Origin of the sequence: Microbacterium sp. PA5, assembly GCF_049860775.1 — a bacterium.
In the GTDB taxonomy this organism is placed as follows: Bacteria; Actinomycetota; Actinomycetes; order Actinomycetales; family Microbacteriaceae; genus Microbacterium.
The window spans coordinates 1,298,104-1,310,492 of record NZ_CP187567.1 but is presented as its reverse complement, the minus strand read 5'-3'; the positions used below and the strand labels follow the sequence as shown (position 1 = coordinate 1,310,492).

Annotated in this window: 14 protein-coding genes; 12 read left to right on the top strand and 2 right to left on the bottom strand. The window is 71.6% G+C overall.

All coding sequences use genetic code 11. From position 1 onward, the window contains the following. Positions 1 to 4: 4 nt before the first annotated feature. Entirely contained in the window at positions 5 to 1,249 is a 1,245-nt protein-coding gene (locus ACPWUT_RS06075; protein ID WP_284528249.1) for a glucose-1-phosphate adenylyltransferase, read from the top strand. Positions 1,250 to 1,308: 59 nt separating this feature from the next. Further along, the gene (gene serB / locus ACPWUT_RS06070; protein ID WP_425841657.1) at positions 1,309 to 1,947 is read left to right on the top strand and encodes a phosphoserine phosphatase SerB; all 639 of its coding nucleotides are present in this window, start codon (positions 1,309 to 1,311) and stop codon (positions 1,945 to 1,947) included. Positions 1,948 to 1,995: 48 nt separating this feature from the next. On the opposite strand, the gene fabG is transcribed toward serB, so the two are convergent. Further along, positions 1,996 to 2,706 carry a 3-oxoacyl-ACP reductase FabG gene (fabG, locus tag ACPWUT_RS06065; RefSeq protein ID WP_284528251.1) on the bottom strand — a complete coding sequence of 237 codons (711 nt, stop codon included), beginning with the start codon at positions 2,704 to 2,706 and terminating at the stop codon, positions 1,996 to 1,998. Positions 2,707 to 2,821: 115 nt separating this feature from the next. Between fabG and ACPWUT_RS06060 the strand changes: the two genes are divergently transcribed. The 4 genes from ACPWUT_RS06060 to ACPWUT_RS06045 are packed head-to-tail and all read left to right on the top strand — an operon-like array spanning position 2,822 to position 4,838. Further along, on the top strand, positions 2,822 to 3,382 hold the full coding sequence (locus ACPWUT_RS06060; RefSeq protein WP_425841654.1) for a DUF4190 domain-containing protein: 561 nt from the start codon (positions 2,822 to 2,824) through the stop codon (positions 3,380 to 3,382). Between the two features lie 52 nt (positions 3,383 to 3,434). Further along, positions 3,435 to 3,785 (top strand): DUF3099 domain-containing protein, encoded by a 351-nt coding sequence (locus tag ACPWUT_RS06055; RefSeq protein WP_284528253.1) that lies wholly within the window; start codon positions 3,435 to 3,437, stop codon positions 3,783 to 3,785. Beyond that, complete coding sequence (locus ACPWUT_RS06050) at positions 3,782 to 3,985, top strand: hypothetical protein (RefSeq protein WP_284528254.1); 204 nt, start codon at positions 3,782 to 3,784, stop codon at positions 3,983 to 3,985. The genes ACPWUT_RS06055 and ACPWUT_RS06050 overlap by 4 nt, the downstream gene beginning before the upstream one ends. Before the next feature lie 10 nt (positions 3,986 to 3,995). Beyond that, the gene (locus tag ACPWUT_RS06045) at positions 3,996 to 4,838 is read left to right on the top strand and encodes an SURF1 family protein (RefSeq protein WP_425841650.1); all 843 of its coding nucleotides are present in this window, start codon (positions 3,996 to 3,998) and stop codon (positions 4,836 to 4,838) included. Here the strand turns inward: ACPWUT_RS06045 and ACPWUT_RS06040 are convergent. Further along, the gene (locus ACPWUT_RS06040; protein ID WP_284528256.1) at positions 4,825 to 6,423 is read right to left on the bottom strand and encodes an ABC-F family ATP-binding cassette domain-containing protein; all 1,599 of its coding nucleotides are present in this window, start codon (positions 6,421 to 6,423) and stop codon (positions 4,825 to 4,827) included. The two genes, ACPWUT_RS06045 and ACPWUT_RS06040, sit on opposite strands and share 14 nt — an antisense overlap. A 251-nt stretch (positions 6,424 to 6,674) precedes the next feature. Between ACPWUT_RS06040 and ACPWUT_RS06035 the strand changes: the two genes are divergently transcribed. The 6 genes from ACPWUT_RS06035 to ACPWUT_RS06010 all read left to right on the top strand — a co-directional run bounded on the left by ACPWUT_RS06035 (position 6,675) and on the right by ACPWUT_RS06010 (position 12,389). Then, entirely contained in the window at positions 6,675 to 7,307 is a 633-nt protein-coding gene (locus ACPWUT_RS06035; RefSeq protein WP_425841647.1) for a biotin transporter BioY, read from the top strand. 170 nt (positions 7,308 to 7,477) lie between these two features. After that, positions 7,478 to 8,515 carry an iron-siderophore ABC transporter substrate-binding protein gene (locus ACPWUT_RS06030; protein ID WP_425841644.1) on the top strand — a complete coding sequence of 346 codons (1,038 nt, stop codon included), beginning with the start codon at positions 7,478 to 7,480 and terminating at the stop codon, positions 8,513 to 8,515. Beyond that, entirely contained in the window at positions 8,512 to 9,567 is a 1,056-nt protein-coding gene (locus tag ACPWUT_RS06025; RefSeq protein ID WP_425841641.1) for a FecCD family ABC transporter permease, read from the top strand. The genes ACPWUT_RS06030 and ACPWUT_RS06025 overlap by 4 nt, the downstream gene beginning before the upstream one ends. Continuing rightward, positions 9,567 to 10,619: a FecCD family ABC transporter permease gene (locus ACPWUT_RS06020; RefSeq protein ID WP_425841637.1), complete on the top strand. Its 1,053-nt coding sequence runs from the start codon at positions 9,567 to 9,569 to the stop codon at positions 10,617 to 10,619. Before ACPWUT_RS06025 ends, ACPWUT_RS06020 begins: the two co-directional genes overlap by 1 nt. Next, positions 10,616 to 11,425 carry an ABC transporter ATP-binding protein gene (locus ACPWUT_RS06015; protein WP_425841634.1) on the top strand — a complete coding sequence of 270 codons (810 nt, stop codon included), beginning with the start codon at positions 10,616 to 10,618 and terminating at the stop codon, positions 11,423 to 11,425. The genes ACPWUT_RS06020 and ACPWUT_RS06015 overlap by 4 nt, the downstream gene beginning before the upstream one ends. A gap of 55 nt (positions 11,426 to 11,480) precedes the next feature. After that, a complete protein-coding gene (locus tag ACPWUT_RS06010) occupies positions 11,481 to 12,389 on the top strand; it encodes a siderophore-interacting protein (RefSeq protein WP_284529585.1) in 909 nt (302 codons plus the stop codon).

Genomic DNA, 12,389 nt, shown 5'->3' with positions numbered 1-12,389 from the left:
AGCCATGCCTGCAGCGCCGAAGGTCTTTGGAATCATCCTCGCCGGTGGCGAGGGAAAGCGGCTCATGCCCCTCACCGTCGACAGAGCCAAGCCTGCTGTGCCCTTCGCGGGCCAGTACCGGCTCATCGATTTCGCGATCTCGAATCTCATCAACTCGGGGTTGCGTCAGATCGTCGTGCTCACGCAGTACAAGTCGCACAGCCTGGACCGGCACGTCTCGCAGACGTGGCGCATGTCCGCTCTGCTGAGCTCCTACGTCACCTCGGTGCCCGCGCAGCAGCGGCTCGGCAAGCGCTGGTTCTCGGGCTCGGCCGACGCCATCCTGCAGTCGCTCAACCTCATCCACGATGAGAAGCCGGACATCGTCATGGTCATCGGCGCCGACCACGTGTACCGGATGGACTTCGAGCAGATGCTCCAGGCCCACATCGAGTCGGGGGCCAAGGCGACCGTCGCCGGCATCCGGCAGCCGATCGGGCTCGCCAACCAGTTCGGCGTCATCGACGTCGACCCCACGGACAACGTCACGATCCGGGACTTCCTCGAGAAGCCGCAGAGCCCCACGGGCCTCTCGGACAACCCCGGCGAGGTGCTGGCGTCGATGGGCAACTACATCTTCGACGCGCAGGCGCTCATCGAGGCCGTCGAGGCCGACGGCGAGCTGCCGACGTCGAACCACGACATGGGCGGCGACATCATCCCCTACTTCGTGGGCCGCGGCGAGGCCGCCGTCTACGACTTCAAGCGCAACGACGTGCCCGGATCAACCGGCCGCGACCGCGACTACTGGCGCGACGTGGGAACGATCGACTCGTTCTTCGACGCCCACATGGACCTCATCTCGACGCTGCCGATCTTCAACCTGTACAACACGGACTGGCCGATCCACTCGCAGTCGCTGAACTCGCCGCCGGCGAAGTTCGTGCGCGACGGGGTGGGCCGCATCGGCAACGCGATCGACTCGATCGTGTCGCTCGGCTCGGTGCTCTCGGGCACGCACCTGGAGCGCAGCGTCGTAGGCCCGTGGACCCTGTCGGGCGGCGGTTCGACGATCACCGACTCCGTGCTGTTCGACCACGTGAACGTCGGCCCGGGGGCCCGGGTGCACCGCGCGATCCTCGACAAGAACGTGATCCTCGACGCCGGCGCGACCGTCGGCGTCGATCGCGAACGCGATCTCGCCCGCGGCTACACGGTCACCGACAGTGGGATCACCGTCGTCGGCAAGAACGTGCACGTCACGGCCTGACCGGGACGGCGCGTCCCGCACCGGACGGCGTGCCCGGTCGGGGTCGATAGATTGGGAGCGTGCCTGACGCCCGCTTCCTCGTCGTGTTCGACGCCGACTCCACGCTGATCCGCAACGAGGTCATCGAGCTCATCGCCGACGAGGCGGGGCGCGGTGCCGAGGTGGCGGCGGCGACGGAGGCGGCGATGCGCGGCGAGGTGGACTTCGCCACGAGCCTCCGTTCTCGCGTCCAGGCGCTGCGCGGCGTCCCCGTCACGGCGTTCTCGCGGGTCCTCGCACGGATCGAGCCGACACCGGGCGTGCGCGAGCTGATCGAGGCGATCCACGCGCGCGGGGGCATCGCCGCCGTCGTCTCCGGAGGGTTCCACGAGATCCTCGACACCGTCGCCCCGGAGCTCGGCGCCGACGTCTGGCGGGCGAACCGGCTGGCGGTGGCGGACGGGAGCCTCACGGGCGTCGTGGACGGCCCGATCGTCGACGCCGCCGGCAAGGCGGCCGCCCTGCGGGAGTGGGCGACGGCGTACGGCGTGCCCGACGGGCGGACGATCGCCATCGGCGACGGCGCCAACGACCTGCACATGATGGCCGATGCGGCACTGGGACTCGCGTTCAACGCCAAGCCCGCGGTCCGGGCGCGGGCCGACCTCGTCATCGGGCGCGTGGACCTCCGGGACGTGATCCCGCTCCTGCCGAGGTGATCGGATCCGCGGCCGATGCCATCGGGCGCGGGACCGGCGCGTCGCGCGTCAGTGACCCATCCCGAGACCGCCGTCGACGGGGATGACCGCTCCCGAGATGTAGGCCGCGTCGTCGGATGCCAGCCACGCCACGACACCCGCGACCTCGTCCGCCGTCGCGAAGCGGCCGGCGGGGATGTTGCGCTTGTACTCGGCCTGGGTGTCCTCGGGCAGCTCGGCCGTCATGTCGGTCTCGATGAAGCCGGGCGCCACGACGTTCGCGGTGATGCCGCGTCCGCCGAGCTCGCGGGTGAGCGAGCGCGCGAAGCCGACGAGCGCGCTCTTGGACGACGAGTAGTTGATCTGGCCCGCCGAGCCGTACAGGCCGACGACGCTCGAGATGAGGATGACGCGTCCCCACTTGGCGCGCAGCAATCCCTTGGCCGCGCGCTTGACGACGCGGAACGTACCCCCGAGGTTGGTCGCCACCACCGAGTCGAAGTCGTCCTCGGTCATCCGCAGCAGCAGGGTGTCCTTGGTGATGCCCGCATTGGCCACGACGACCTCGACGGGACCGAGCTCCTTCTCGACCTGAGCGAACGCCGCGTCGACCTGCGCGGCGTCGGTCACGTCCGCGCGCACGGTGAGCGTGCCCTCCGGCCCCTCCCCGGAGCGGGCCGTCACGGCGACGCGATAGCCGGCAGCGACGAAGCGCTCCGCGATGGCGCGGCCGATGCCGCGGTTCCCGCCGGTGACGAGGACGACTCGATCGGTGGACATGACAGCTCCCGGGGTCGGTGATGGATCGGGCCCCAGCCTAGTCGGCCGCCCTCCCCGCCCGGACTCGACCGCGCGGCGCAGACCGATAGCCTGGAGCCGACCCCGAGGAGGACACGTGAGCGATCCCACCCAGTCCGACGACCCGACCGCCGACGCCGCACCCACCCCGCCGCCGGCGACCCCTCCCGCCGCGTCCCCGCTGCCGCCGTACGCGGCGCCCCAGCCCCCGGCGGCTCATCCGGGTGCGGCGGCGCCCGGTTATCAGGCCCCGGGATATCCCGCCCCGGCCTACCCCCCGCCGCCCGCGTACGGCGCCGGCGCTCAGCCGCCCGCCACGGGATATCCGGCCGGCGCGTATGCGCCGCCCGCGGGCTACGCCGCACCGTACGGCTACGCCGGACCGCGCACGAACCCCCTGGCGATCACGTCGATGGTCTCGTCGATCGTCGGCTTCGCTCTGGCGTGGACGTGGGTGCTCGCGCTCGGCGTGATCGTCGGCGTCATCACCGGTCACATCGCCCTGAGCCAGATCGCCCGGACCCACGAGAAGGGCCGCGGCATGGCGCTCGCCGGCGTCATCGTGGGGTGGGTCGGCATCGGCATCGGCCTGCTCATCGCCGTGGTGATCGGCCTGTTCATCACGACAAGCCCCTCGAGCTTCGCGCTGGGCGCCTGAAAGGCCTCGGAGCGGCGTAGCCTGGGAGGACCGTGAACACCTCGGACCTGCCATGAAGCACCGCGCACCGCAGTCGGCCACGTCGTTGCGCCGCGCGCCGCACGATGACGCCCACGCCCGCATGACGAAGTACTTCATCATGATGAGCGTCCGCGTGGTGTGCTTCGTGCTGATGGTGGTCATCACGCCCTACGGGTGGCACACCGGGGTCTTCGCCGTCGGGGCGGTGCTGCTGCCGTATCTGGCGGTCGTGGTCGCCAACGTGAGCTCGGACGGCGATGAGCCAGACGCGGTGGCTCCCGAGCGCGAGCTGACGGCCGGCCCGGCGACGCCGCCGGCGGACCCCGCGCCGACGGTGATCCGGATCACCGAGTCCGACCCGAAGCCGCCGGCCGCCTCGTGAACGAGCGCATCTGCTCCCGCGCCGGATGCCGCGCGGAAGCCCTGTGGCAGGTCGTCTGGCGCAACCCGCGCATCCACGCGAGCGATCGCCGCAAGGTGTGGGCGGCCTGCGACGAGCACGTCGGCTACCTCCGCGACTATCTCGCCGCACGCGACTTCCCCGTGCAGGTCGTCGCCTTCGATGCGGAGCCGACGTCGTGAGGCGCGCGCCATGAGGGCGGGCGCGCGCTGGGCGGGCTACATCGGGTTCGCCGTCGTCTTCGCGATCGCGTGCGGCTTCCTCGCCAACTGGCAGTTCACGCGCAGCGCCGAGCGCGACGAGCAGCTGGAGCTCATCGCGACCAACTACGACGCCGACCCTGTCCCCCTCGACGAGCTCGTCCCGCAGGGCGCGTCGTTCGACCCTGCCGACGAGTGGCATCCGGTCACCCTCACCGGCGAGTACCTCTCCGACCAGCAGCTGCTCGCACGGAATCGTCCCCACGGCGGCACGAGCGCGTTCGAGGTGCTGGTCCCGTTCCGCCTGATCGACGGCCGCGTGATCATCGTCGACCGGGGCTGGGTCCCGCCGGGCGAGAGCAGCCCGGAGCCCGACGCGGTGCCGCTGCCGCCCGAGGGCGAGGCGACCGTCGTCGTGCGCCTGAAGCCGGGAGAGCCGCTCCCCCGCTCGGGACGCTCGGCGCCCGACGGCCAGGTGCCCACCATCCATCTGCCGCTGATCGCCGACACGATCGCCTCGGGCGCGGCCGCGCTCACCGACGTCTACGGCCTGATGGTGAGCGAGGACCCCACCCCGGCGACGGCCCCGCAGGCGCTCGCGTCGCCGTCGGCGGACCCCGGCCCCCACCTCTCCTACGCGATCCAGTGGATCCTGTTCGCCGTCATGGGGTTCGTGTTCATCTGGTACATGATCCGCACGGAGCGGCGCCACCGGCGCGAGGATGCCGCCGAGGCGGACGGCGTCGTCGCCGCGCCCCGCGACAGGCGTCGCCGCGACCGCGACATGGAGGAGGAGGACGCCCTCCTCGACGCCGGAGCGATCAGGCGAGGGTGATCAGGTCGATGTAGTCCCGACCCCAGATGTCCTCGACGCCGTCGGGCAGGATGAGCACCCGCTCCGGGTTCAGCGCCTGCACGGCGCCCTCGTCGTGGGACACGAGGACGACGGCGCCCTCGTAGTGGGCCAGCGCGCCGAGGATCTCCTCGCGCGACGCCGGGTCGAGGTTGTTCGTGGGCTCGTCCAGCAGCAGCATGTTCGCGCTCGAGACGACGAGCGTGGCCAGCGACAGCCTCGTCTTCTCGCCGCCCGAGAGCACCCCGGCGGGCTTGAGGACGTCGTCGCCGGTGAACAGGAACGACCCGAGGACCTTGCGCGCCTCGGTGGCATTGATGTCGGGTGCCGCGGACATCATGTTCTCGAGCACGGAGCGGTCCACGTCGAGGTTCTCGTGCTCCTGCGCGTAGTAGCCGATCTTCAGGCCGTGACCGGGCTCGATCGTGCCGGTGTCGGCGGCGTCCACGCCCGCGAGGATCCGCAGGAGCGTCGTCTTGCCCGCACCGTTCAGCCCGAGCACGACCACCTTCGAACCCCGGTCGATCGCCAGATCGACGTCGGTGAAGATCTCCAGCGAGCCGTACGACTTCGAGAGGTTCTTCGCCATGAGCGGCGTCTTGCCGCAGGGCGCGGGCTTGGGGAAGCGGAGCTTGGCGACGCGGTCGTCCTGGCGCGCCTCTTCGAGCCCCGAGAGCATCTTCTCGGCCCGCGCGACCATCTGGTGGGCCGCGGCGGCCTTGGACGCCTTGGCGCCGAACCGGGCCGCCTGCTGCTGGAGCGCCGTCGCCTTCTTCTCGACGTTGGCGCGCTCCTTCTTGCGGCGCTCCTCGTCGGCCACCCGCTGACGCAGGTAGTTCTTCCAGTTCATGTTGTAGACGTCGATGACCTGGCGCATGGCGTCGAGGTAGAACACCCGGTTCACAGTCTCGCCCACGAGCTCGACATCGTGGCTGATCACGATCAGCCCGCCCTTGTAGTTCTTGAGGAACTCGCGCAGCCAGACGACGCTGTCCGCGTCGAGGTGGTTGGTGGGCTCATCGAGGATCATCGTCTGCGCGTCCGAGAAGAGGATGCGGGCGAGCTCGATCCGGCGGCGCTGACCGCCGGAGAGCGTCTTCAGCGGCTGATCGAGGATCCGGTCCGGGAGCGACAGGTTGTGGGCGATGGAGGCCGCCTCGGCCTCGGCGGCATAGCCGCCCAGCGACTCGAACCTCTCGGTGAGGTTGCCGTAGCGGCGCATGGCCTTCGCCGCGACGTCGGGATCGTCCGAGCCCATGAGCTCACCGGCCTCGTGCATGCCCAGGAGCAGGGAGCCGAGGCCGCGCGCGTCGAGGATGCGCGTGCGGGCGAGCATCTCGGGATCGCCCGAGCGCGGGTCCTGCGGCAGGTACCCGAGTTCCCCGGAGCGCTCCACCTTGCCGTCGGCGGGGAGCAGGTCGCCCGCCAGCACCTTCGTCAGCGTGGTCTTCCCGGCGCCGTTGCGACCGACGAGGCCGATCTTGTCGCCGTCCGACACGCGGAACGACACCTCCGACATGAGCGTGCGCGCGCCCACGCGGATCTCGAGGTCGTGCACGGCGAGCACAGCGGACGTCCGTTCGGTCGAAGGTGGAGAGAGGAGGCCGACTGGCCAGCCTCCGAGTCTACCCGGCCCGGCGGCGTAGGGCGGGCGCCCGTCGGCCGCCAAACCGCCCGACGAGGGTGCCAGGGTCGCGACGGACCCTGGCGGACGCATTGTCGGACGGAGTACACAAACACCGGTCGCGCCGCCCATAGGATGAGTCGCGACGCCGGCCCTCGCCGGATCCGACGCCCACGGAGTCCCAAGGAGACCTCATGTCCCTCACTGCATCCGCCCGCCGCCCGGTCCTCAGCGACCTGATCTCCCGACCGGACGACCGTGTCCGTGCCTTCGCCCTCGATGCCGCGCTCGTGCTGACGGGCGTCGCGGTGGTGGCGCTCCTCGCGAAGGTGTCCTTCTTCATCGGACCCGTGCCGATCACCGGGCAGACGCTCGGCGTGATCGTCGTCGGCGCGGCGCTCGGCGCGCGCCGCGGCGCCGCCTCGCTCACCGCCTACCTTCTCGCCGGTCTCGCCGGCGCCCCCGTCTTCGCCGGCGCGACGGCCGGCCCGGCCTACGTGCTGGCACCGTCGTTCGGCTTCGTCCTCGGGTTCATCCCCGCCGCGTTCGTCGCCGGCTGGTTCGCCGAGCGCGCGTGGGACCGCAAGCCCTGGCTGGCCTTCGTCGGCTTCGTGGCCGCCTCCGTCATCCCGTTCCTCATCGGCGTGCCGTACATGGCGCTCATCCTCGCCACCGTGCTCGGACAGACCGTGACCGTCGACGGCGTCCTGGCCGCCGGCGTCTGGCCCTTCATCGTCCCCGGCCTCATCAAGGCGGGATTCGCCGCTCTGCTGGTGCCCGGCGCCTGGCTGGCCGTCCGCGCCGTCGACCGCAGCGCGCGCCGCTGAAACGCCGCTCGACGCGACGCCACGACGGCCCCGGGACACGCTCCCGGGGCAGTCGTGCGTGCGGTGAGGCCGGCGGCGCAGACCTTCAGTCCGCCTGCAGCGGATTGGCGCGGGACCGGCCGGGTAAGTAAAGTAAGCCTGTCCTTACCTGATCCCTCTTGGAGGAACCTGTGCCTCGTTTCCGCACGGCCACGCTCGCGATCGGCGCGACCGCTCTGCTGCTCACCGGCTGCGCCACCATCAGCGCCCCGACCGACACCCCGGCCGCGTCCGACGCCGCCGCCGGAGCCACCGACAGCTTCCCGGTGACGATCGAGCACGCGCTCGGCGAGACGACGATCGACGAGGCGCCCGAGCGGGTCGCGGCGATCGCGTGGAGCAACCAGGACGTGGCCCTCGCGCTCGGGGTCGTGCCCGTCGGCATGGACACCCAGGTCTGGAACTGGACCGGCGACGCCGACCTGGGCGTCTACGAGTGGACCCAGGACGCGATCGACGAGCTGGGCGGCCCCCAGCCGGTGATCTTCTCCTCCGTGGACGGCGTCGACTTCGAGGCGATCGCCGACACCGACCCCGACGTCATCCTCGCCGCGCAGTCCGGCCTCACCGACGAGGACTACGCGACACTCAGCGAGATCGCCCCCGTCGTGGCCTACCCCGACGTCGCCTGGTTCACGCCGTGGCGCGAGACGATCACGATGAATGCGAAGGCGCTCGGCCGCTCGGCCCAGGGCGAGCAGCTCATCGCCGACATCGAGCAGCAGATCGCCGACGCCACCGCCGGCTCGGACTTCGCCGGCAAGACCGCCGCGTTCTTCTACGCCAGCGCCGCCGACGTGTCGACGATGTCGATCTACACCGGCGGCGACTCGCGCACCGCGCTCCTGCAGGACCTCGGGTTCGACCTCCCGCAGGTCGCGATCGACGCTGCCGCCGGCGGCTCGTTCTACCAGGACTTCAGCGCGGAGAACGCCGACCAGCTCGCCGACGTCGACGTCATCGTCAGCTACGGCGACGAGACCCTGCTCCCCGCGCTGCAGGCCGACCCGCTGTGGAACACGATCCCCGCGGTCAAGAACGGCGCCGTCGTCACGGTGGGAAGCGGTGACGCCCTGAGCGCCGCGGTCAGCCCGACGGCGCTGTCCCTCCCCTGGGTGCTCGACGACTACGTCGCACTGCTGGAGGATGCGGCAGCGAAGGTCCAGTGACCACCTCCCTCAGCGTCGCGCGCCGCGCGTCCACCGCACCGGTGGGCGCGCGGCGCCGCGTGATCGTGCTCGCCGTCGGAGTGGCCGCGGTCCTGCTGTCGGTCCTCCTCTCGCTCGCGTTCGGCTCCCGCCCGGTCTCCGCTGCCGAGGTGGTCGAGGGCATCACGGCCTGGGTCCGGGGCGAGACGCCGACCGACATCGGCGCGCTCGCGGTGCAGAGTCGGGTGCCCCGCACGGTGCTGGCCGTGCTCGCCGGAGCCGCGCTCGCCCTCTCGGGTGCGCTCATGCAGGCCATCACACGCAACCCGCTCGCCGATCCCGGCATCCTCGGCGTCAACACCGGTGCGGCACTGGCCGTCGTCGTCGGCATCGCTTTCCTCGGCATCACGAGCATGTGGAGCTACCTCGGCCTCGCACTCGCCGGGGCATTCGTGACGGCGCTGTTCGTGTACTTCGTCGGCTCCGTCGGCCCCGGCGGCACCACTCCCATCAAGCTCGCCCTCGCGGGCGCCGCCACGACGGCCGCACTGTCGTCGCTGATCTCCGCCATCCTGCTGCCCCGCCAGTCCGTCATGGACGAGTTCCGCTTCTGGCAGGTCGGCAACGTCGGCCGTGCCGCCTGGGAGACGATGGCCGTCGTCACGCCCGTGCTGATCCTCGGCGCGGTCGTCGCGATCCTCTGCGCCAGCGCCCTGAACGCGCTCGCCCTCGGCGACGACCTCGCCGTGGGGCTCGGCGTGCGGGTCGGCCGCGTGCGGATCATCGCCGCGATCACCGGCGTCGCCCTCTGCGCCGCCGTCACCGCCGTCGCCGGCCCGATCGGGTTCGTCGGGCTGATGGTCCCCCACGTCGTCCGCCTGCTGTCGGGCGCCGACCAGCGCTGGCTCCTCCCCCTGTCCGCGCTCGGCGGCGCGGTGCTCCTCGTCCTCGCCGACACCGTCGGCCGCGTGATCGGCTCACCCGGCGAGGTCGAAGCGGGCATCATCACGGCGTTCCTCGGAGCGCCCGTGCTCATCGTCATCGCCCGCCGCACCCGGATGAAGGCGCTGTGATGCCCGTCCTCCCCGTCGCGACCACCGCGCAGCTCACCGGAGTGCGCGACGCCCGCCTCCGCCGCGAGCGCCGGCGTCGCATCGCGCTGTCGATCCTCGCCCTCACCGCTGTCGTGCTGACGGGCGCGATGCTGATGCTCGGGAACACGCTCTACTCCCCCGCCGAGGTCATCGGCGTCATCCTCGGTCAGGACGTCCCCGGCGCCTCCTTCACCGTCGGCACGCTGCGCATCCCCCGCGCCCTCACCGCGCTCCTCGCTGGCATCGCCTTCGGCGTCGCCGGCGCGACGTTCCAGACGATGCTGCGCAACCCGCTGGCCAGCCCCGACGTCATCGGCATCACCTCGGGAGCCAGCGCCGCCGCGATCCTCTCCCTCATCGTCCTCGGCTGGGGAGGGGGCGCGACCGTCACCCTCGCCCTCGTGGCGGGGATCGCCACGGCCGTCGTGATCTACGTCGCCGCCCGCGGCGGCGAGTCCACCGGCGGCCGTCTGATCCTCATCGGCATCGGCGTCGGCGCCATGCTGGACGCCGTCGTCGCCTACCTTCTCGTGCGCGCCGACGTGTACGACGTCGCGGTCGCCGCGCGCTGGATGGCCGGCAGTCTCAACGGCACGCGGATGGAGCAGATCCCGCCCCTCGCGATCGCCGTCGTGATCCTCGTCCCCCTGGTCGTCGCCCTGGGCCGCGACCTGCGGGCTCTCGAGCTGGGCGACGCGTCGGCGACGTCGCTCGGCGTCCGCGTCGACCGCACCCGCGTCCTGCTGGTGATCGCCGCCGTCGCCCTGGCGTGCTTCGCCACGGCCACGACCGGCCCCATCGCGTTCGTCGCCTTCCTCGCGGGTCCGATCGCCGCGCGCATCGTCGGCCCGGGGTCCCCCGTCATCATCCCCGCCGCCCTCACCGGCGCCTGCCTCGTGCTCGCCGCCGACCTGCTCGGCCAGTTCGCATTCGACACGAAGTTCCCCGTGGGCGTCATCACCGGCATCCTCGGCGCGCCCTACCTCATCTACCTGCTGACCCGAACCAGCCGACGCGGAGGCTCCTCATGAACGCGCAGCACGTCATCCGCACCGAGGCACTCGTGGCCGGCTACGGCGGCGCCACCATCGTCGACGGAATCGACCTCGACATCCCCACCGGGCGCATCAGCGTGATCGTCGGCGCCAACGCGTGCGGCAAGTCGACCCTGCTGAAGACCATCTCGCGGCTGCTGCCGGCACGCGCCGGCGCCGTCCTGCTCGACGGCAAGCGGATCGAGGACATCCCGACGAAGGAGCTCGCCCGCACCCTGGGCCTGCTCCCGCAGCAGCCCGTCTCCCCCGAGGGCATCGTGGTCGCCGAGCTCGTGGGCCGCGGCCGCCACCCGCATCAGAAGCTCTTCCGCTCGTGGACGACCGACGACGACCGGGCGGTGACGGAGGCGCTCGCCGCGACGGGGATCCTCGACCTCGCCGACCGGGCGGTCGACGAACTCTCCGGCGGACAGCGACAGCGGGTCTGGATCGCGATGGCGCTCGCCCAGGAGACCGACATCCTGCTCCTCGACGAACCGACGACCTTCCTCGACGTGTCGCATCAGGTCGAGGTGCTGGACCTCCTCGCCGATCTGAACTCCGCGCGCGGCACGACCATCGTCATGGTGCTCCACGACATCAACATGGCCGCGCGGTATGCCGATCACCTCTTCGCGCTGCGCGGCGGACGCCTCATCGCCAGCGGCGCGCCCGCCGACATCGTGGACGCCGAGCTCGTGCGCGAGATCTTCGACCTCGACTCCCTCGTCATCACCGACCCCGTCTCGCACACCCCCCTCGTCCTCCCGCGCGGACGACACCACGTCGCCGCCGCCGGCTGAACCCGACCGACTCACCCCGGACCGGTTCGCCCGGCCGACCCCACAAGGAGCCGACATGGCACGCACCGACCCGTACGACTTCTTCCGCGTCCGCGTGGGAGCCATCGCCGATCTCACGCCGAGCTTCCGTCGCTTCACCTTCGTGGGGGACGATCTCGAGTTCTACGGCGATCCCGGCTACGACCAGCGGATCAAGGTCGTGTTCCCCACCCCGGGCACGCCGCTGGACGCGATGCCCACGGGCGACGACTGGTACGAGCAGTGGCGCCAGCAGGACGAGTCGACCCGGCTGCCGTTCCGCACCTACACGACGCGTGCCGTGCGCCGGGAGCAGCGGGAGGTCGACGTGGACATGGTCGCCCACGACGTCGTCGGCCCCGCGTCGGCCTGGATCGCCCAGGCGCGCGTCGGCGACGAGGTGCTCATCCTCGCGCCGACCACCTCGCACGGCGACGTCAGCTTCGGCATCGACTTCGTCCCTCCGAAACGCTCCGACGCCATCCTGCTCGCCGGCGACGAGACCGCCGCCCCGGCGATCGCCGTGATCCTCGAGCAGCTTCCCCCCGAGGCGCGCGGCGTGGTCGTGCTGGAGGTCCCCCATCCGGACGACCTCGCCTACCTTCCCGCCCATCCCGGGTTCCGCATCGAGGCCGCCGCCCGTCGCGACGAGGCCGCCCGCCACGATCATCTCGTCCCGGCCGTGCAGGCGGCCGCGGCCGCGCTCGCTCCGGCGGGGACGGGGGCCGCCGTCGAGGAGATCGACATCGACCGGGAGATCCTGTGGGAGGTCCCTCGCACCGCCAAGGGCGGCGCCGCGCTCAAGAGCGCACCGCTCTACTCGTGGATGGCGGGAGAGGCCGGCGCGATCAAGGCGCTTCGCCGCCACCTCGTCACCGAGGTCGGCGTCGACCGGCGTGCGATCGCCTTCATGGGCTACTGGAGGCTTGGCCGCGCGGAGAACTGA